We start from the raw sequence: 18477 nt of genomic DNA, 5'->3' as shown, positions 1-18477 counted from the left end.
ACGGCGATGACGGACAAGCTGAATGACGATCAAAAGGGTGCGCTGATGGGCCAGATCCCGGTCGGGCGGATGGGCACGCCGAACGAGATCGCAGCGGCTGTGCGCTATTTGGCCAGCCCCGAGGCGGGCTATGTCACGGGGGCCGTGTTGCACGTGAATGGCGGGATGGCGATGATCTGAGGCCGTGGCTTTGACAATCGTGTTATCTGAGGGCAATTCCGCCTTGTGCGGGCATCAGAAACGGCTTGCCATGCAGCGCACCAATCGCTAAGAGCGCAGCAGACGGGCCTTGCGCAAATTGCGTGGGGTCTGCTTGCGGCCTCGTGATCCGTCGGGGTGTATGAGACGCTCGAACGAGCATAGACTGGGCCTTGGGCCCTAGAATTTTGAGGAATTGACATGAGCGACATCGCAGATCGCGTGAAGAAGATCGTCGTGGAACATCTCGGCGTGGAAGAAGACAAGGTCACCGAGAGCGCTTCGTTCATCGACGACCTGGGCGCTGACAGCCTTGACACCGTTGAGCTGGTCATGGCGTTCGAAGAAGAGTTCGGCATCGAAATTCCCGATGACGCCGCTGAGAACATCCAGACCGTTGGCGATGCGGTCAAATTCATCACGGAAGCCGCGTAACGCGCTTTTGGCGATTGAGCTATTTGAACGGCGCTCCAGAGTGGGGCGCCGTTTTTCGTTTTGAGTGCGGCAAGATTTGAATCCCGCGTAGCGGGAGCGACTGTTTGATGGTCGTCGTTAAGGATTTGTTCAGCATTTTTCCCTAGCTTGGCCAACACGTTCCGTGGCGCGCGACGTAGATGCGCAATGCGTGCGAGAGTGAGGAGCCAAGATTTGACCGTTTATCGTCTTTCTCAAATTCTGGTACGCCCCTTGGCGTGGCTGGCGGCGGCGATCGCGCTTTGGCCTTTGATGGGGCATTTTCTGCGTTCGGAGCGGATGTTTGGGGTTTTCACGGATAGCTATAAAACCCATGAAATGACGTCGATTTTGGTTCTGCTTCTGTCTTTTGCGGTGCAGATGCGGCGACGCGATCTGCGCGTTGCAAACCTATTGGCGGCGCTGTGTCTGGGCATTGTGATAGCGCGGTTCATTCCACAATTCGGGCCGGTTTTCGGAGTTGGCGGGCCTTACATGATGGGCTGGAACACCGCGTTGGTGCTGGGCATGATTGCGGCTGGCTTTCTGATCAGCGAGGCGCGGTTTCATTCGGTGGGGGCGCTGTTGTGTTTTCTGGCAATGGGATTGACCGTGATCTTGATGATTGCAGGCATCTGGCAGCAGCATGAGATTCTGGGGCAGATGTCGCTGACAACGGCCGTGATGACGACTGCGTTGGCCGGGTCAATTGCTGCAATCCATGCCAATCGCGGAGTGATGCGGGTTCTTCTTGGACCCTACGCGTCGGGGCGCAATGCGCGCATGCAGCTATTCCTCGGGATTTTGACACCGCTTGTTTTGGGCGGGCTGTTCATGCGTGTGCCCGATTGGTTGGAGGGGCAAAGCGAGGTCTTTTTGCTGATTGCCGCCCTGACAGGGTTCAATATCGCGCTGATCGTGGTGACGGCGATGGTGATGGAGCGGGCCGATCACAAGCGTCGTCAGCTAGAGAGAATGATGTCGGATCTGGCTTTGCGCGACGGGCTGACGAAGGTGTTCAACCGGGTGATGTTGGAGCGCCGTTTTGTGCGGGCGGTGGCGCAGGCAGAAGACGGTAGCGTTCCGTTCTCGATGTTGATGATTGATCTGGATCGGTTCAAGTCGATCAATGATCTGGGCGGGCATGAGCTGGGGGATCGGGTGTTGTATCATGTAGCACGGGCGCTGCGGCTGGAGATGCGCTGGGATGATACTCTGGCCCGTGTCGGTGGTGAGGAGTTTGCGGTGATTTTGCCGGGCGCGACTTTGGTTGACAGCTATGAGATCGCCAAGCGCTTGCGCGCCTGTATTGAGGATGTGCGGGTCGCGCGTGAGGATGGGTCTGTGCAACGGGTGACGGCCTCGATTGGAGTGGCGCAATGGATTGCCGGGGAAAGCATGCATGAAATTTATGCGCGCACCGATGGCGCGCTGTATGAGGCCAAGAAATTGGGGCGGAACCGGGTTTTGTTGGCGACAGGGCAGGGCTTTGGCGGGCGGATTGATCGAATGGGTGAACTTGTGAGTGATGCGCAGTTTCCGCCATCTGCTGAAGCGGTCTGTGGCAGGCCGGTGTCGGACCGTTGCCTAGCGTGATCTGAGTTGAGTGAGGCGGTCGGGCGGATTGCCGGGTTTTGTGGGTGTGTTGAAGTTGCAGGTGTCAAATTTTGCGCGTTTGAGATGAGCCGCCCGGTTTTTCGTGGAACGTGAGAGACGCGTGGTCGCGCGCATTTGCGGGGCCGTCGCGATTTGGGTGGCAGAGACTTGCGCGCTGGGGGGCTTAGGGGGGGGCGGCTCGTCTGGATGATTGCGCCGCGCGGGCCTCGCGTGTATCAGAACTTTCGAGAGTTTTCAGCGAAAGAGGTCGGGGATGCGCCGGGTTGTTGTTACGGGTCTTGGGATGGTCACGCCGCTGGCATGCGGGGTTGAGGAGACTTGGGCGCGGTTGATCGCCGGGCAATCTGGGGCCGGGCCGATAACGCGCTTTGATGCGTCGGGCGTGGTGACAAAATATGCGTGCGAGATTCCGCTGGGTGATGGCAGCGATGGCACGTTCAATCCTGATGACTGGATGGAGCCGAAGGAGCGTCGCAAGGTTGATGATTTCATCCTTTATGGAATGGCGGCCGCGACGCAGGCCGTGCGCGATTCAGGTTGGGTGCCTGAAGATGAGGAAAGCCGGTGTCGCACCGGTGTGATGATTGGCTCGGGCATTGGCGGGTTGAGCACGATTGCCGATACGGCTGTGCTGCTAAAGGAACGCGGCGCGCGGCGCGTCAGCCCGTTCTTCATTCCCGGCGCGTTGATCAATCTTGTATCGGGGCAGGTCTCGATCCGGTTTGGGTTCAAGGGACCGAACCATGCGGTCGTCACGGCCTGCTCGACGGGCGCGCATGCGATTGGCGATGCGGCGCGGCTGATCATGCTGGGGGATGCCGATGTGATGGTGGCCGGTGGCGCGGAAAGCCCGGTGTCCGAGATCGGGATTGCCGGGTTTAACGCGTGCAAGGCGCTGTCGACCAAGCGGGGAGATGAGCCGCAGACGGCAAGCCGCCCGTGGGACGCGGATCGCGATGGGTTTGTGATGGGCGAGGGCGCGGGCTGTGTCGTGCTTGAGGAATATGAGCATGCCAAGGCGCGCGGTGCGAAGATTTACGCCGAGGTTTTGGGCTATGGTCTGTCGGGCGATGCCTATCACATCACGGCACCTGCTGAGGATGGCGATGGTGGGTTTCGTGCGATGAAAGCGGCCTTGGAGCGCGCCGATCTTGCGCCTGCGCAGGTCGATTACATCAACGCGCATGGCACCTCGACGATGGCGGATACGATTGAGTTGGGCGCAGTCGAGCGGTTGCTGGGCGATGACGGGGTCAAGACGGCCACGATGAGTTCGACAAAATCCTCGATCGGGCATTTGCTGGGCGCGGCAGGTGCAGTGGAGGCGATTTTCTGCGTGCTTGCGCTCCGCGATCAGATCGCGCCGCCGACGTTGAATTTGGACAATCCGCCTGAAGGGGTGCGGTTGGATCTGGCACCGAAAGCGGCGGTGAAACGCAAGATTGACGTGGCATTGTCGAACAGTTTTGGCTTTGGTGGAACGAATGCGAGCCTCGTGCTGGGTAAGGTGCAAGGGTGATGTGGCGCAATATCGTCTCGAATTTTCTGACGCTTTCGGTGATCATTCTGGTCGCATTGGGCGGTTTGGTCGCTTGGGCAAAGCGGCAATATGTTGAACCGGGTCCGCTGGCGCAGGCGATGTGTTTGCGTGTCGCGCCGGGGGCGAATATTCGCGGAGTCTCGGGCGATCTTGAGAGCGGCGGTGCCGTGCGTTCGGCCTATATTTTCCGCACCGGTGCGCAATATCAGAACAAGGCGAGCCAGCTGAAATTCGGCTCGTATCTGATTGAACCCCATTCCACGATGGAGGCGATTGTCAATCAGATCACCGCGGGAGGGCCCTCGACATGCGGGACCGAGTTGGTGTTTCGCATCGGGGTGAGCGGCAATGAGGTGCTGCTGCGCGAGCTTGACCCGGCGACGGGCAGTTATGAGAAGGTCGCGGAGTATAATCCCGAGAGCGAAAAGCCGCCCGAAGGGTTTGAGAGCAAAGCCGAGGCTGCCGACGTGCGCACCCGTGTGACGGTGGTGGACGGGGTGACAAGCTGGCAGATCGTGCAGGGGTTGCGAGAGGCGCCGTTCCTGGATGGCACGATTGCCGATGTCCCTACTGAAGGTTCGCTGGCGCCCGATAGCTATGAGGTCAAGCGCGGGGCGGATCGTCAGGCGTTGCTGGATATGATGGAGGCACGGCAGGCGAAAATCTTGGCGGATGCTTGGGCTGGGCGCGCGGATGGGCTCCCCTATGCGAACCCGGAACAGGCGCTGACGATGGCTTCGATTGTCGAGAAGGAAACAGGTGTTGCGTCGGAGCGGCCCGAGGTGGCGAGTGTGTTCATCAACCGGCTTGAAAAAGGGATGAAGCTGCAAACGGACCCGACGGTGATTTACGGGGTGACGGGCGGCAAGGGGATGTTGGGGCGTGGCTTGCGCCAGTCTGAATTGCGCAAGGCGACACCTTATAACACCTATGTCATCGACGGGCTGCCTCCGGGACCGATTGCGAATCCGGGACGCGCGGCGATCGAGGCGGCTTTGCATCCCGATTCGACCAAATACCTGTTTTTCGTGGCTGATGGGTCGGGTGGGCATGCGTTTGCCAGCACGATTGAAGAGCATAACAAGAATGTCGCGGCTTGGCGTGCGCTGGAGAAGAAGGCGCAAGAAACAGGCTCAGGCAACTGATTTTATTATAGAAACCCGGTTAAGACCGGGTTTTTATTTGGTCACTAAAAACAACCCTGGATTTAGCGCTTGACTTTTCGAACGCTCTAAAGTAGTAATTATGCATGCTAGGAGAAGTGGGCAAGCGCCGCGGGGAAACCCGACGGCGTTTTTTCATGTCTCTCGAACGGACCAACTTTGAAGGGTGGGTTCGGACTTCATGAAAAATGAAACTGTGGGTGGGGGCGGTGCTTCGGTCGATCTTCTGGATCTGACGGAGGCGCTCTACAGGGATGTGGCCGAAGAACTGGCGACGGCGCTGCAGGGGGTGCGGCGCGGCGAGGTATCTGAGGCGAAAGCGGCGGTGCTGGCGGTCAAGGATTTGCGCACCGCATTCCAATTGGTGATGGAGGAGAGAACGCGTGTCGAGAAACTCCGCAAACAGCTTGCCGGGGTCGCAACCGGGCGCGAAGGCGCGCTTGATTTCGACCTCGCCCGTGCTGAGATCGGGCGCCGCCTGGCTTGCCTGCGCGACGCAGAAGGACGTTGATGCGTTCCTTGAAGGGTTGGATGACAATGCGCTTCTGGCCTTGCCGTGGATCTTTGAGTTTTGGGCGCTGCCCCATCAGCTGCCCCCGAGTGGTGCCTGGAAATCCTGGGTGATCATGGGCGGGCGCGGTGCGGGCAAAACGCGGGCCGGGGCCGAGTGGGTGCGTTCCATTGTGGAAGGTGCAAAACCGCTCGACCCCGGTCAGGCGCGGCGTGTGGCGCTGGTAGGTGAGACCTTTGATCAGGTGCGAGAGGTGATGATCTTTGGCGAAAGCGGGATCTTGGCGTGCTCTCCCCCGGATCGACGCCCGGTTTGGGAGGCTGGGCGCAAGCGGTTGGTTTGGCCCAACGGGGCGATAGCGCAGGCGTTTTCGGCCTTTGAGCCAGAGTCGCTGCGCGGGCCGCAATTTGATGCGGCTTGGGTGGATGAGTTGGCGAAGTGGAAGAAGGCCGAGGACAGTTGGGACATGCTGCAATTCGCATTGCGGCTGGGGACGCATCCCCAACAGGTGATCACGACCACGCCGCGCAATGTCGGGGTGCTCAAGACGATTTTGAATAACCCATCCACTGTCGTGACCCATGCGCCAACCGAGGCAAACAAGGCCTATCTTGCCGAGAGTTTTCTGAGCGAAGTGCAGGCGCGCTATGCTGGCACGCGGTTGGGACGGCAAGAGTTGGACGGCGTGTTGCTGGATGATGTCGAGGGGGCGCTCTGGAGCAATGCGATGCTGGAGGCGTCTCACGTGGACGCGCCCGGCGATCTGGATCGTATCGTGGTGGCGCTGGACCCCTCGGTGAGTGGCAAGGCGGCCTCGGATGAATGTGGGATCGTCGTTGTCGGAGCGTGCACACGCGGCCCGGTGCAAGACTGGCGTGCGGTGGTATTGGAGGATGCGAGCATTCGCGGCAAACCCACTGACTGGGCGCGCGCAGGTGTGGCGGCGATGGAGCGTTGGGGCGCGGAAAAACTGGTGGCAGAGGTCAACCAAGGCGGTGATTTGATCGAGAGCGTGCTGCGCCAGATCGACCCGCTTATTCCCTTTAAGGCGTTGCGGGCGACGCGTGGGAAATCGGCGCGCGCCGAACCCGTGGCTGCCCTGTATGAGCAGGGTCGGGTGCGCCATCTCAAGGCGGGAAACCTTGGTGCGCTGGAAGACCAGATGGCGCAGATGAGCTTGCAGGGCTTTCAGGGCAAAGGCTCGCCCGATCGGGTGGATGCGCTGGTTTGGGCGCTGCATGAGCTGATTTTGGAACCCGCAGCCCATTGGAAACGACCGCAGGTGCGCGGGCTTTGAGAGGGCTGTCTTCCTCTTGATCTAAATATCCTGCGGGGGTCCGGGGGTGCAAAACCCCCGGTTCGACAGATGAAATTCGAGAGCAAGGGCTGGGATCTTTCCCGGCCCTTTTCTTTGCCGGACCGGGTGCGGTCGCGAGAAGGAGACGGGAATGGGTTGGAAAATGTTTCGCAAATCCGATGCGGGTGGCGCGCCGGAGCAAAAGGCTTCGGCGACGGGGCGTATCGTGGCGATGGCGTCGGGGTCTGGGCGCGTGGTGTGGAGTCCGCGCGACACGGCGTCTTTGACGCGCCAAGGCTTTACGGGGAACCCGATTGGCTTTCGCTGTGTCAAGCTGATTGCGGAAGCCGCAGCGGCGGTGCCTTTGGTGTGTCAGGACGCAGAGCGGCGCTATGATATCCACCCGCTGATCGATCTGATCGCGCGACCGAATGCCGGCCAGGGGCAGGGCGAGTTCTTTGAGGCGCTCTATGGGCAGATGATGTTGTCGGGCAATGGCTATCTGGAGGCGGTTGCGGTTGAGCCGGGGCTGCCGCGCGAGCTGCATGTGCTGCGCGCGGACCGGATGAGCATCGTGCCGGGCGCGGATGGCTGGCCGGTGGCGTATGACTACACCGTGAGCGGGCGCAAGCATCGCTTTGATATGACGGGCAGTCCCGACCCGATCTGCCATCTGAAAAGCTTTCATCCTCAAGATGATCACTACGGGCTGAGCCCGATGCAGGCGGCGGCGGTTGCGCTGGATGTGCATAATTCGGCAAGCGCGTGGTCCAAGGCGCTGCTGGACAATGCGGCGCGGCCTTCGGGGGCGATCATTTACAAAGGTGCGGATGGTCAGGGCAGCCTGAGCCCGGATCAATATGATCGGCTGGTCTATGAGATGGAGAGCCACCATCAGGGCGCGCGCAATGCGGGGCGTCCGATGCTGTTGGAAGGCGGGTTGGACTGGAAACCGATGGGGTTCTCGCCCTCGGATATGGAGTTCCATGAGACCAAGGCGGGCGCGGCGCGCGAGATTGCGGTGGCTTTCGGCGTACCGCCGATGCTGCTCGGGATTCCCGGGGATGCGACCTATGCCAATTACGCCGAGGCGCATCGGGCGTTCTATCGGCTGACCATTCTGCCCTTGGCCAGCAAGGTCGCGGCGGATGTGGCGTGGTGGCTGTCGACGCATTTGGGCGAGCGGGTTTTGCTCAAGCCTGACCTCGATCAAATCCCGGCGCTGGCGGCCGAGCGTGACCAGCAATGGAAGCGCGTGGGCGAGGCGCAATTCCTGAGTGATGCGGAGAAACGGGTGCTGTTGGGCCTGCCGCCTCTGGCCGAGGGTTGAGGGCATGGCGACAGGTGGGTCGCGCTATCTCAAGGAGCCTTTCGCGGTGCATGAGCAGCGCATGGAGGCGACCGAGAAGATCATGGAGATCCAGTTCGCTCAGGTCGATCAGCGGCTCGGGCGGATCGAGACGATGATCGAGGGGCTTGAGCGGCGCTTGTGGATGACGGTGTACGGGGTGGTCGCGGTGATCCTGACCCAAGCCGTTCAGGGCGTATTGGACTTTGCGCCGAAGTAAGGAAAAGCACATGACAACAGATGATTACGGGCTGGAGTTAAAGTTTTGCGCGAGCGAGGCGACGACTTTGCAAGTCAGCGATGGATCGGTGATCGAGGGCTATGCCAGCCTGTTTGGTCTGCCCGATCAAGGTGGCGACGTGGTCTGCAAAGGGGCCTATGGGCGCGGTCTTGAGCGGCTCAAGGGGCGTGGGGGCAGCGTCAAGATGCTGTGGCAGCATGACCCTGCTCAGCCAATCGGGATCTGGGACGAGATTTATGAGGATGCGCGTGGGCTTTACGTCAAGGGGCGGTTGCTGCCTGACGTGGCCCGCGCCCGCGAGGCGGTAGCGCTGATCGCGGCGGGGGCGATTGACGGCTTGTCGATCGGTTACCGCACGGTGGCTGCCGAGAAGGACGCAAAAGGCCAGCGGCTTCTTGCGGAACTGGAGCTTTGGGAGGTGTCGCTAGTGACCTTCCCGATGCTTCGCGAGGCGCGTGTGGCGTCCAAGGGTGATGCTTTGGATGGCACGTTGCGCGATCTGGCTGGGGTGCTTTGCAGCGCTGCAGCTGAACTGGCCGCGCGCTGAGCGCCCGGCCCATTGATCGCAATGGAGATGGAGTGAGCATGAAGACCGAGATCAAGGCTCGGGCCGGGACGGGTGTGTCCGAAGGCCCGGACCCGGCAACTGAGGTGAAAGCCGCGCTGGCCGGGTTCCTAAAGGAAGTCAAAGGCTTCCAAGAAGAAGTGAATGTAAAGATGCAACAACAGGATGAGCGTTTGACCATGCTGCAGACCAAACATATGACCGCCGGGCGTCCCGCCCTTTCCGCCGCCGCCCTTGAAGAGGCCCCCCATCAGAAAGCGTTCGCGGCCTATCTGCGTTCGGGTGATGATGACGGGCTGCGTGGCCTGAGCCTTGAGGGCAAGGGGCTCAATACCGCAGTGGCTGGCGAGGGTGGCTATCTGGTCGACCCACAAACCAGCGATACGATCCGGGGAGTGCTAAGCTCGACCGCGTCGATCCGCATGATCGCCAATGTCGTCAATGTCGAGGCGAGTTCGTTTGACGTGCTGGTGGATCATTCGGAGATGGGGTCAGGTTGGGCCACCGAAACGGCGAACCTGACCGAGACCACGACGCCCCAGATCGACCGGATTTCGATCCCGCTTTATGAGTTGGCGGCGATGCCCAAGGCGAGCCAGCGGCTGTTGGATGACAGCGCGTTTGATGTCGAGACTTGGCTGGCACAGCGGATCGCCGATAAATTCGCGCGTGCCGAGGCGCAGGCGTTCATTTCGGGCAATGGTGTGGATAAACCCACCGGGTTTCTGACCCATCCGGCTGTCGCCAATGACGCCTGGGCCTGGGGTGGTCTGGGCTATGTCGCGACCGGTGCGGATGGCGATTTTTCTCCGGTGAATCCGGCCGATGCGGTGGTGGATCTGGTCTATGCGCTGGATGCCGAATACCGCGCCAATGCGTCTTTTGTGATGAACTCGAAGACGGCGGGCGCTGTGCGCAAGATGAAGGATGCCGATGGTCGCTTCTTGTGGTCGGACGGTCTGGCGGCGGGTGAGCCTGCGCGTCTGATGGGCTATCCGGTTTTGATCGCTGAGGACATGCCCGATATTGCCTCGGATGCGGTTGCGGTGGCCTTTGGTGATTTCAACGCCGGCTACACCGTGGCGGAACGCCCGGACCTGCGTGTGCTGCGCGATCCCTTCTCGGCGAAACCGCATGTGCTGTTCTATGCGTCTAAGCGGGTGGGCGGCGATGTAAGCGATTTCGCTGCGATCAAGCTGCTGAAATTCGCCGATACCTGAGAGGCGTGACGGGGCTCGGGGGGCGAAAGCCCTCCGGTCCTTGGGCCGGGTGACCGGTTCGGGGTGGGCGCGGGTCTGTCAGCCGCTGCCTAGCTGCTCCCTCCGTTCGAGTGGCGGCGGGGCCTGCGTCCGACATGAAGGATGGCATCCCGATGGAGTCGGGGTGTCATCTCGTGAATTTCGGAGAGAGTCCATGATGTTAAGAGAAGAGACGGCGGTGGCCACAAGCGCACTGCCTTTGGTCGAGTTTCGCGATCACTTGCGGCTGGGCACGGGCTTTGGCGACCTTGGGGCGGAGGATGCGGCACTTGAGGCGTATTTGCGCGCAGCGATGGCCGCGATCGAGGGGCGCACCGCCAAGGCGTTGTTGGCGCGTGATTTTGTGCTGAGCCTAGAGGCGTGGCGGGGCGGGGCGGTGCAGGCCCTGCCGGTGGCGCCGGTGCGCGCGGTTTTGGAAATGCAATTGGTGGATCGTGCCGGGGCGATTACGGTTATCGAGCCCGAGCGCTATCGGTTGATCGAGGATATGCAACGCCCGCGTCTGGAAGCGTTTAGCGCGAGTTTGCCGACAATCCCGACGGGGGGCACCGCGCAGATCCGGTTCACGGGTGGGTTTGGCCCGCGTTGGGCGGATCTGCCGGTTGATCTGGGCCAGGCGGTGTTTTTGCTGGCAGCTCAGTATTTCGAGCTGCGCCATGACAGTGCGGGGGCGGGCAGCGAAATGCCGTTTGGCGTGTTGGCGCTGATTGAGCGGTGGCGCACGGTGCGGATGCTGGGAGGGCGGGGATGAGCGTGCCTGTTCTCAACCGAAAGCTGGTGCTGGAAGCGCCCGAGCGGGTGGCCGATGGCGCGGGCGGGTTCAGCCATGCTTGGGTAGCGTTGGGGGAAGTCTGGGCGCAGATGAGCCCGGGCACTGGTGTGGAACGTGCAGGTGAATTTGTGACACTGGCCTCCGTGCCGTGGAAGATCACCGTACGCGCGGCCCCGCAGGGATCGCCGCGCCGCCCCTTGCCCGAGCAGCGCTTTCGCGACGGCGCGCGGGTGTTTCGCATTCTGGCGGTCGCGGAAAATGACGTGGCGGGTCACTACCTGACCTGTTTTGCGCGTGAGGAGGTGGTGGCATGAGCTATGCGATTGGCGCGGCCTTGCAGGGCGCGGTTTACCAGCGCTTGCAGGGCGATGTCGTGCTGAGCGATTTGGTCGGGGCTGCGGTTTATGATGCGGTGCCTGCGGGCACGGTGACGGGAACCTATGTGAGCCTTGGACCTGAAGATGCGCGTGATGCATCCGACAAGACCGGGGACGGGGCGGTGCATGATTTCATCGTGTCGGTGATCACGGATGAGGCGGGGTTTCAGGCGGGAAAACAGGTGGCCGAGGCGATCTCGGATGCGCTGTTGGGGGCGGACCTTGAGCTGTCTCGGGGGCATGTCGTGGGGCTTTGGTTTCTCAAGGCCAAGGCTCGGCGGGTGGATAAAGGTGCAACGCGCCGGATCGATCTGACCTTTCGCGCCCGCGTTGAAGGCTGAGCAAAACTTTCACAAAATCAACATTCTGTTGGCGTCAGATCGGCGCTGGCAGGCGGTTTCTTTCACTAATCGGAGAATGAGCCATGGCGGCGCAGAACGGCAAGGATCTTTTGATCAAACTCGACATCAATGGCAATCAGACATTTGAGACCATCGCGGGGCTGCGCGCCACGCGCATCACCTTTAATGCCGAAACGGTCGATGTGACCTCGCTGGAAAGCGAGGGACGTTGGCGCGAATTGCTGGGGGGGGCGGGTGTGCGCTCGGCGCAGATTTCGGGATCTGGCGTGTTCAAGGATGCGGGCACGGATGAGCGCGCGCGCCAGATCTTTTTCGATGGCGAGGTGCCAGAGTTTCAGGTCGTGATCCCCGATTTTGGGATCGTGCAGGGCGCGTTCATGATCACCTCGATTGATTATGCGGGCAGTCATGATGGCGAGGCGAGCTATGAGATTGCGCTGGCCTCGGCGGGCGCGCTGGCCTTCACCGCAATCTGAGGGAATGACACATGGCGAACCCTTGGACTGGTGAGGTCGAGATCACGCTTGATGGTGTCGCGCATCGCGCGAAGCTGACTCTGGGCGCGCTGGCCGAATTGGAGGCTGAGATCGGTGAGGCTGGCGGGATGATTGCGCTGGTCGAGCGGTTCGAGGCGAGGCGGTTTTCCAGTCGCGATGTGCTGGCGCTGATAGTGGCTGGGCTGCGGGGGGGCGGTTGGCAAGGCCGCGCTGAGGATTTGCGCAGTGTCGAGATTGGCGGCGGGCCGATGGTGGCAGCGCAGCGTGCGGCGGAACTGCTGGCGCGGGCGTTTGCAGTGCCGGGTGCGGGGGACGCATGACGCCGGCGCAGGGGCTGGATTGGGCGGGGCTGATGCGGGTGGGTCTGCATCAGCTTCGGCTGTGCCCGGCAGAGTTTTGGGCGCTCACACCTGCAGAACTGGCGATCATGTTGGGTGAGGGGGCCAGCGCGGCGCGCCCGATGGGGCGGTCGCGGTTTGAGGCGCTGCTGGCGCGGTTTCCCGATCGCGCGGATGGATCTGAAAGGACGAACGAATGATCGAAGTGGATGGGATCGACGGGCTGAGCCAGCAAGCGGCTGAGTTGGAAAAAAGCTTGGGCGGTGTGGGCGCGATGGCGGAAGTGTTCAATTCCGAACTGTCCTCGATGCGCGAGAGTTTGGTGTTTACTGGGCGCGAGGTGAACACGTTGAGCAACTCGTTCGGGCGCACCTTGAAAAGTGCGTTTGACGGGGTGGCGTTTGACGGGATGCGGCTGTCGGATGCGCTGTCGCAGGTGGCGCAGCGCATGGCTGACAGCGTCTACAACGTCGCCATGAAGCCGGTGCAACAGGCCGTGGGGGGCGCGCTGGCCAATGGGATGAACTCGGCTTTGAGCGGGATGTTCGCCTTTGCCAATGGTGGGGCGTTTAGCCAAGGCCGGGTGATGCCATTTGCCAAAGGCGGTGTGGTCAGCAGCCCGACGACATTCCCGATGCGCGGTGCCACGGGGCTGATGGGCGAGGCTGGCCCTGAGGCGATCATGCCGCTCACGCGGGGGGCTGATGGGCGGCTGGGTGTGGCCTCGCAAGGGGGGCGCGCCGTGAACGTTGTGATGAATGTGAGCACGCCAGATGTGGCCGGGTTCGCGCGCAGCTCGACGCAGATCGCAGCGCAGGTCAATCGCGCATTGGCGCGCGGCGAACGCAACCGGTGAGGGACAAGAGATGGCATTTCACGACATTCGATTTCCCGCCAATTTGAGTTTTGGCTCGGTTGGCGGGCCCGAGCGGCGCACCGAGATAGTGACGCTGAGCAACGGGTTTGAAGAGCGCAACTCGCCCTGGGCGCATTCACGTCGGCGCTATGATGCGGGGGTTGGATTGCGCTCGCTTGATGATGTGGCGCGGCTGATTGCGTTTTTCGAGGCGCGCGGTGGGCAGTTGCACGGGTTTCGCTGGAAGGATTGGGCGGATTTCAAAAGCTGCGTGCCTTCGCGCGATGTGGATTACGAGGATCAGCTGATCGGACATGGTGACGGGGTCACTCGGGTGTTTCAGCTGAGCAAGAAATATAGCTCGGGCGGCGTGGATTATAGCCGTCCGATCCTCAAGCCGGTGGCTGGCACGGTGAAGGCCGGTGTGCAGGGAGCCTATCAGGCGGAAGCGGTGGATTGGGAGGTGGATACGGCGAACGGGCTGGTGACGTTTTATGATCCCCCCGGTGAGGGTGCGCCAATAACGGCCGGGTTCGAATTTGATGTGCCCGTGCGCTTTGATGCGGATGCGATACAGGTGTCAATCCAGTCCTTTCAGGCGGGCGACATGCCGCAGGTTCCGATTGTGGAGGTACGTATCTGATGGCTTTTTCCGAGGCGTTAAAAGCGCATCTTGCCAGTGGAGCCACGACGATTGCGCGGGCCTGGGCGGTGACGCGTGGTGATGGAGCCGTGTTGGGGTTCACCGATCATGACGTGGCGTTTTCCTTTGAGGGTGTGCAGTTTGAGCCCGATAGCGGGATGACGGCCAAGGCAATTGCGCAGGGCACAGGCCTGTCGGTCGACAATAGCGAGGCCTATGGCGCGCTGAGTTCGGAGGCGATCACCGAGGCGGATATTTTGGCGGGCCGATATGACGGGGCTGAGGTGCGCGCCTGGATCGTGAACTGGGCCGATCTGTCTGAATATGCGTTGCTGTTTCGTGGTTCAATGGGGGAAATCTCGCGCCAGGAGGGGGCGTTTACGACGGAATTGCGTGGTTTGGCCGAGGCGCTCAATGTCGAGCGTGGTCGAGTGTATCACCCACGCTGCTCGGCTGTGCTGGGCGATGGGCAATGCCGGTTCGACTTGGACCAATTGGGCTTTGTGTTTGAGGGGCCGATTGCGAGCGTGAGCGACGCGGTGGTGTTCACCTTTGACGCGGTTGCGGGATTTGATGCGCGCTGGTTTGAAAAAGGACGGTTCAGGGTTTTGTCAGGTGCATCTGTGGGTTTGGTTGGACTCGTGAAGAATGATCACACGCTGGCAGGGGATCGTCGTGAGATCGAGCTGTGGCAGCGTATTGGCGCCGAGATTGGCGTGGGCGATCTGGTGCGACTTGAGGCGGGTTGTGACAAGCGTGCGCAAACCTGTCGCGACAAGTTCGCCAACTTCCTGAACTTCCGCGGGTTTCCCCATATTCCGGGAGAGGACTGGCTTGTGTCTTATCCGGTGCAGGGTGGGGCCAACGATGGCGGGAGCCTGTTCAGTTGAGCTTTGATCCGAGGCTGCGCGTAGTAGCGATTGCGCGGGACTGGATTGGTACACCCTATCTGCATCAGGCCTCGCATCGCGGTGTCGGCAGCGATTGTCTGGGACTTTTGCGCGGCGTTTGGCGCGAGATTTATGGGGCTGAGCCCGAGAGCATGCCGCGCTACAGCGCCGATTGGGGCGAGCCTGCGGGAGACGAGGTTCTTTTGCGCGCGCTGACGCGGCATTTGCACCCAGCGCAAGGCGCGAACCTAGGTGATGTGGTTCTGTTTCGGATGCGTGCCCATGGTGTGGCGAAGCATCTGGGCATTGTCTCGGCGCTCGCCGAACAGGGCGCGTTTATCCATGCCTATACCGGTCACGGCGTTGTCGAGAGTGCGCTCACGCGTCCTTGGCGGCGGCGCATTGTGGCGCGGTTTCACTTTCCATGAGGGAGCCAGTTGAATGGCGACGATTTTGCTTTCGGCGGCGGGTGCCGCAATCGGTGGCGGCTTTGGCGGAACGGTTCTGGGCCTGTCGGGTGCGGTGATCGGGCGCGCTGTTGGTGCCACATTGGGCCGCGCAATTGACCAGCGCCTGTTGGGCGCGGGGTCTGGCACGGTGGAGACGGGCCGGGTCGAGCGGTTGCGGCTGACGGGCGCGTCTGAGGGCGATGGTCTGGGCTTGGTTTGGGGGCGGATGCGTGTGGGTGGTCAGGTGATCTGGGCCACGCGGTTTATTGAGAACAGCGAGACGAGCGGCGGTGGTAAGAACCAGCCAAAACTCACGCAATTCAGCTATTCGGTGAGTTTGGCCGTGGCGCTGGGCGAGGGTGAAATCTTGCGGGTTGGGCGCATTTGGGCGGATGGGGCGGAGGTTGATCCCGAAACGCTCAATATGCGGGTGTACACTGGCAGCGAAGACCAGCAGCCGGATCCAAAAATCGAGGCGGTCGAGGGGCTGGGTGTCGCGCCCGCCTATCGTGGCATCGCTTATGTCGTGTTTGAAGATCTTGAGCTTGCCGCTTTTGGCAATCGGGTGCCACAATTCACTTTTGAGGTGGTGCGCCCGGCACAGGGGCCGCTGTTGGATGCCGCCGCGGATTTGACACAAGGGTTGCAGGCGGTCGCATTGATCCCTGGCACGGGCGAATATGCACTGGCGACAACTAAGATATATGAGACCGGGTTTGGCGGCGGGGTGAGCTATCCTGCGGGGTCATCGTTGCAAGGCTATTCGGGAACCGGTGTTGCCGGCACGATGCGGTTGGTCAACCAGAACGCGCCCGGGTCTCAAACCGATTTTGAGCGTTCGCTTATGGTGTTGGATGAGGAACTTCCGCGCTGCGGTGCGACCTCGTTGGTGGTGTCTTGGTTTGGCAATGATCTGCGCTGTGCGCAATGCGAGGTGCGCCCGAAAGTGTCGAGCAAGCTCGTCGATGGTCGTGAGATGCCATGGGTTGCATCGGGCCTGACGCGTGTTGATGCGCAAGAAATCGCAAAGCTCGAGGGGCGCAGTGTTTATGGAGGCACGCCAGCGGATGCCTCGGTGATCGAAGCAATCAAGGCTTTGCAAGCCGCGGGCAAAGCAGTGACCTTTTATCCCTTTATTTTGATGGAGCAATTGGCAGGCAACGGGCTGCCAGATCCGTGGAGCGATGCCGCTGAGCAACCTCACTTGCCATGGCGCGGACGCATTACGCTTTCACAGGCGCCCGGGCGCGCGGGCTCGCCCGATGGAAGTGCTGGGGCACAGGCCGAAGTGGCGGCATTCTTTGGTACCGCTGCGCCCACTGATTTCACGCCTGTCGGCAATACGGTGATGTATTCGGGGCCGCCGGAATGGTCCCTGCGTCGCTTTATTCTGCATTATGCACATCTTTGCGCGATGGCGGGCGGGGTGGATGCGTTTTGCATTAGCTCCGAGATGCGCAGCCTGACCCAGATACGTGGCGTGGGGAATAGCTTTCCTGCGGTCGCTGCGTTGCGCGATTTGGCGGCAGATGTACGTCTGATTTTGGGGCCAGAGTGCAAGATCGGCTATGCGGCGGATTGGTCAGAGTATTCTGGCTATCAACCCGGCAATGGCGATCGGTTCTTTCATCTTGATCCCCTATGGGCGGACGAGGCAATCGATTTCATTGGTATCGACAACTACATGCCAATGTCAGATTGGCGCGATTGTGAGCATCATGCGGATGTGCATTGGGGCGCGATTTATGATCTGGATTACCTGCGCTCAAATATCGAGGGTGGCGAAGGCTATGACTGGTATTATGCCTCGCGCGAGCACCGAGACGCGCAGATTCGCACCCCAATCACCGATGGCGCGCACGCTGAGCCGTGGGTCTGGCGGTATAAGGACATGCGCAGTTGGTGGGAGAACGACCATCATGATCGAGTGGCGGGCGTGCGACTGGAAACGTCTACCGCGTGGGAGCCGAGGTCAAAGCCGATCTGGTTCACTGAAATGGGGTGTGCGGCGATTGACAAGGGAACAAACCAGCCCAATAAATTTCTAGACCCCAAGAGCTCTGAAAGCTCCCTGCCTCACTATTCTGACGGGCGGCGTGATGATTTCCTGCAGATGCAATACCTGCGCGCGATGGTGAGCTATTGGGGGGAGGCGGCGCACAATCCGGTCTCGGATGTATATGGTGGAGCGATGGTGGATATGGCGCGCGCCCATGTTTGGGCGTGGGACACGCGTCCCTATCCACAATTTCCAGCGCTGGGCGAGGTTTGGTCAGACGGGGTCAATTACGCCCGTGGACATTGGATTTCAGGGCGCGTGACAGCTCAACCTTTGTCCAATGTGGTCAACGAGATTTGCGCGCGCGCTGGGCTGAGCGACATCGATACCCGTGCAGTTTACGGGGTGGTGCGTGGCTACCGCGTCGATGGCGCAATCAGCCCGCGCGGTGCTTTGCAATCGCTTAGCCTTGCCTATGGGTTTGATGCATTAGAGCGTGATGGAAAGTTGGTATTTCGGATGCGCGATGCCAGTGTGGACGGGGTGTTGCGAGTGCCGGAACTGGCGCTTGATGACGCAGCGCAAAGCCTTGAGACCCGTCGGGCGAGTGAGGCGGAAATGGCGGGCCGTGTGCGGCTGACCTATGTTGAGGCGGATGGAAGTTTTGAGACGCGCGCTGCCGAAGCCGTGTTTCCGGATGACACGTCTTCGGCGGCTTCGGCAAGCGAAGTGCCCTTGGCATTGACGCGGTCTGAAGGGATGCGCATTGCGCAGCGCGGGCCTGCCGGGGCGAGGGGGGCGCGCGATCCGGCGGGCTTCGGGGTGCCGCGGTCGTATGGGGGGGGGGGGCCGGGGGGAGGGGGGGGGGGCGGGGGAGGGTGGGGCAGGCACGGGCGCGGTCGTCAACCGGGGGGGGGGGAGCCATCGGTCGGGTTTTCGCGCGGCCCTCACCCGGACGATCAACACTTATGCCCAGGCACAGAATCTCCTCAAGGGTATGAAGGAGAACCTCTCCGGAGAGGATGTCCGTGAAGGGTTGACGGCGATCATCGCGGTTCGCCTCCTTGATCCCCGGTTCTCGAGCCAGACAAAGGACAAGCTG

21 protein-coding genes and 2 pseudogenes are annotated in these 18477 nt (G+C 61.3%); all 23 read left to right on the top strand.

The features are described from left to right. The coding region (locus QZ571_RS16790) for an SDR family oxidoreductase (RefSeq protein WP_295537141.1) at positions 1-180 on the top strand (180 nt) is incomplete at its 5' end. Positions 181-399: 219 nt separating this feature from the next. Next, complete coding sequence (locus QZ571_RS16785; RefSeq protein ID WP_038061267.1) at positions 400-633, top strand: acyl carrier protein; 234 nt, start codon at positions 400-402, stop codon at positions 631-633. Positions 634-846: 213 nt separating this feature from the next. Continuing rightward, the gene (locus QZ571_RS16780; RefSeq protein ID WP_295537138.1) at positions 847-2247 is read left to right on the top strand and encodes a sensor domain-containing diguanylate cyclase; all 1401 of its coding nucleotides are present in this window, start codon (positions 847-849) and stop codon (positions 2245-2247) included. A 274-nt stretch (positions 2248-2521) separates the two neighbouring features. After that, positions 2522-3787 (top strand): beta-ketoacyl-ACP synthase II, encoded by a 1266-nt coding sequence (gene fabF / locus QZ571_RS16775; RefSeq protein ID WP_295537136.1) that lies wholly within the window; start codon positions 2522-2524, stop codon positions 3785-3787. Next, positions 3787-4953: an endolytic transglycosylase MltG gene (gene mltG / locus QZ571_RS16770; protein WP_295537133.1), complete on the top strand. Its 1167-nt coding sequence runs from the start codon at positions 3787-3789 to the stop codon at positions 4951-4953. The genes fabF and mltG overlap by 1 nt, the downstream gene beginning before the upstream one ends. A 199-nt stretch (positions 4954-5152) precedes the next feature. Further along, complete coding sequence (locus QZ571_RS16765) at positions 5153-5482, top strand: hypothetical protein (protein ID WP_295537132.1); 330 nt, start codon at positions 5153-5155, stop codon at positions 5480-5482. After that, a complete protein-coding gene (locus QZ571_RS16760; protein WP_295537143.1) occupies positions 5433-6779 on the top strand; it encodes a terminase family protein in 1347 nt (448 codons plus the stop codon). The genes QZ571_RS16765 and QZ571_RS16760 overlap by 50 nt, the downstream gene beginning before the upstream one ends. A gap of 151 nt (positions 6780-6930) precedes the next feature. Next, positions 6931-8109: a phage portal protein gene (locus QZ571_RS16755; protein ID WP_295537131.1), complete on the top strand. Its 1179-nt coding sequence runs from the start codon at positions 6931-6933 to the stop codon at positions 8107-8109. A 4-nt stretch (positions 8110-8113) separates the two neighbouring features. Next, complete coding sequence (locus QZ571_RS16750; protein WP_295537129.1) at positions 8114-8347, top strand: hypothetical protein; 234 nt, start codon at positions 8114-8116, stop codon at positions 8345-8347. Between the two features lie 10 nt (positions 8348-8357). Continuing rightward, on the top strand, positions 8358-8915 hold the full coding sequence (locus QZ571_RS16745; RefSeq protein WP_295537128.1) for an HK97 family phage prohead protease: 558 nt from the start codon (positions 8358-8360) through the stop codon (positions 8913-8915). A 38-nt stretch (positions 8916-8953) separates the two neighbouring features. Then, a complete protein-coding gene (locus tag QZ571_RS16740; RefSeq protein WP_295537142.1) occupies positions 8954-10153 on the top strand; it encodes a phage major capsid protein in 1200 nt (399 codons plus the stop codon). Between the two features lie 193 nt (positions 10154-10346). Then, positions 10347-10943, top strand: a complete 597-nt coding sequence (locus QZ571_RS16735; RefSeq protein WP_295537127.1) for a hypothetical protein — start codon at positions 10347-10349, stop codon at positions 10941-10943. Continuing rightward, positions 10940-11278, top strand: coding sequence for a head-tail adaptor protein (locus QZ571_RS16730; RefSeq protein ID WP_295537126.1), 339 nt, complete (start codon positions 10940-10942; stop codon positions 11276-11278). The genes QZ571_RS16735 and QZ571_RS16730 overlap by 4 nt, the downstream gene beginning before the upstream one ends. After that, positions 11275-11682, top strand: coding sequence for a DUF3168 domain-containing protein (locus QZ571_RS16725; protein ID WP_295537125.1), 408 nt, complete (start codon positions 11275-11277; stop codon positions 11680-11682). Before QZ571_RS16730 ends, QZ571_RS16725 begins: the two co-directional genes overlap by 4 nt. Before the next feature lie 83 nt (positions 11683-11765). Beyond that, positions 11766-12179: a phage major tail protein, TP901-1 family gene (locus QZ571_RS16720; RefSeq protein ID WP_295537124.1), complete on the top strand. Its 414-nt coding sequence runs from the start codon at positions 11766-11768 to the stop codon at positions 12177-12179. Positions 12180-12190: 11 nt separating this feature from the next. Next, positions 12191-12520, top strand: coding sequence for a gene transfer agent family protein (locus QZ571_RS16715; protein ID WP_295537122.1), 330 nt, complete (start codon positions 12191-12193; stop codon positions 12518-12520). Then, positions 12517-12738 (top strand): rcc01693 family protein, encoded by a 222-nt coding sequence (locus tag QZ571_RS16710; RefSeq protein ID WP_295537121.1) that lies wholly within the window; start codon positions 12517-12519, stop codon positions 12736-12738. The genes QZ571_RS16715 and QZ571_RS16710 overlap by 4 nt, the downstream gene beginning before the upstream one ends. Continuing rightward, the gene (locus QZ571_RS16705; protein ID WP_295537120.1) at positions 12735-13394 is read left to right on the top strand and encodes a phage tail tape measure protein; all 660 of its coding nucleotides are present in this window, start codon (positions 12735-12737) and stop codon (positions 13392-13394) included. The genes QZ571_RS16710 and QZ571_RS16705 overlap by 4 nt, the downstream gene beginning before the upstream one ends. 10 nt (positions 13395-13404) lie before the next feature. Continuing rightward, entirely contained in the window at positions 13405-14037 is a 633-nt protein-coding gene (locus QZ571_RS16700) for a DUF2460 domain-containing protein (protein ID WP_295537118.1), read from the top strand. Next, entirely contained in the window at positions 14037-14927 is an 891-nt protein-coding gene (locus tag QZ571_RS16695; RefSeq protein WP_295537117.1) for a DUF2163 domain-containing protein, read from the top strand. Before QZ571_RS16700 ends, QZ571_RS16695 begins: the two co-directional genes overlap by 1 nt. Then, positions 14924-15355, top strand: a complete 432-nt coding sequence (locus QZ571_RS16690; RefSeq protein ID WP_295537115.1) for an NlpC/P60 family protein — start codon at positions 14924-14926, stop codon at positions 15353-15355. Before QZ571_RS16695 ends, QZ571_RS16690 begins: the two co-directional genes overlap by 4 nt. 13 nt (positions 15356-15368) lie before the next feature. Then, positions 15369-18218, top strand: a pseudogene (locus QZ571_RS16685) (glycoside hydrolase/phage tail family protein); the annotation flags it as partial. Continuing rightward, positions 18211-18477: pseudogene (locus QZ571_RS16680) on the top strand (hypothetical protein); the annotation flags it as partial. The pseudogenes QZ571_RS16685 and QZ571_RS16680, both read left to right, overlap by 8 nt.

The organism is uncultured Thioclava sp. (assembly GCF_913064665.1).
Lineage (GTDB): Bacteria > Pseudomonadota > Alphaproteobacteria > Rhodobacterales > Rhodobacteraceae > Thioclava > Thioclava arctica.
This window is presented reverse-complemented; position numbering and strand designations above follow the sequence as displayed.

Bases quoted from the DNA above. Each gene is read 5' to 3' on its own strand.
- QZ571_RS16785 (WP_038061267.1), top strand. From the start codon at position 400: ATGAGCGACATCGCAGATCGCGTGAAGAAGATCGTCGTGGAACATCTC.
- fabF (WP_295537136.1), top strand. From the start codon at position 2,522: ATGCGCCGGGTTGTTGTTACGGGTCTTGGGATGGTCACGCCGCTGGCA.
- mltG (WP_295537133.1), top strand. From the start codon at position 3,787: ATGTGGCGCAATATCGTCTCGAATTTTCTGACGCTTTCGGTGATCATT.
- QZ571_RS16765 (WP_295537132.1), top strand. From the start codon at position 5,153: ATGAAAAATGAAACTGTGGGTGGGGGCGGTGCTTCGGTCGATCTTCTG.
- QZ571_RS16755 (WP_295537131.1), top strand. From the start codon at position 6,931: ATGGGTTGGAAAATGTTTCGCAAATCCGATGCGGGTGGCGCGCCGGAG.
- QZ571_RS16750 (WP_295537129.1), top strand. From the start codon at position 8,114: ATGGCGACAGGTGGGTCGCGCTATCTCAAGGAGCCTTTCGCGGTGCAT.
- QZ571_RS16745 (WP_295537128.1), top strand. From the start codon at position 8,358: ATGACAACAGATGATTACGGGCTGGAGTTAAAGTTTTGCGCGAGCGAG.
- QZ571_RS16740 (WP_295537142.1), top strand. From the start codon at position 8,954: ATGAAGACCGAGATCAAGGCTCGGGCCGGGACGGGTGTGTCCGAAGGC.
- QZ571_RS16735 (WP_295537127.1), top strand. From the start codon at position 10,347: ATGATGTTAAGAGAAGAGACGGCGGTGGCCACAAGCGCACTGCCTTTG.
- QZ571_RS16730 (WP_295537126.1), top strand. From the start codon at position 10,940: ATGAGCGTGCCTGTTCTCAACCGAAAGCTGGTGCTGGAAGCGCCCGAG.
- QZ571_RS16725 (WP_295537125.1), top strand. From the start codon at position 11,275: ATGAGCTATGCGATTGGCGCGGCCTTGCAGGGCGCGGTTTACCAGCGC.
- QZ571_RS16720 (WP_295537124.1), top strand. From the start codon at position 11,766: ATGGCGGCGCAGAACGGCAAGGATCTTTTGATCAAACTCGACATCAAT.
- QZ571_RS16715 (WP_295537122.1), top strand. From the start codon at position 12,191: ATGGCGAACCCTTGGACTGGTGAGGTCGAGATCACGCTTGATGGTGTC.
- QZ571_RS16710 (WP_295537121.1), top strand. From the start codon at position 12,517: ATGACGCCGGCGCAGGGGCTGGATTGGGCGGGGCTGATGCGGGTGGGT.
- QZ571_RS16705 (WP_295537120.1), top strand. From the start codon at position 12,735: ATGATCGAAGTGGATGGGATCGACGGGCTGAGCCAGCAAGCGGCTGAG.
- QZ571_RS16700 (WP_295537118.1), top strand. From the start codon at position 13,405: ATGGCATTTCACGACATTCGATTTCCCGCCAATTTGAGTTTTGGCTCG.
- QZ571_RS16695 (WP_295537117.1), top strand. From the start codon at position 14,037: ATGGCTTTTTCCGAGGCGTTAAAAGCGCATCTTGCCAGTGGAGCCACG.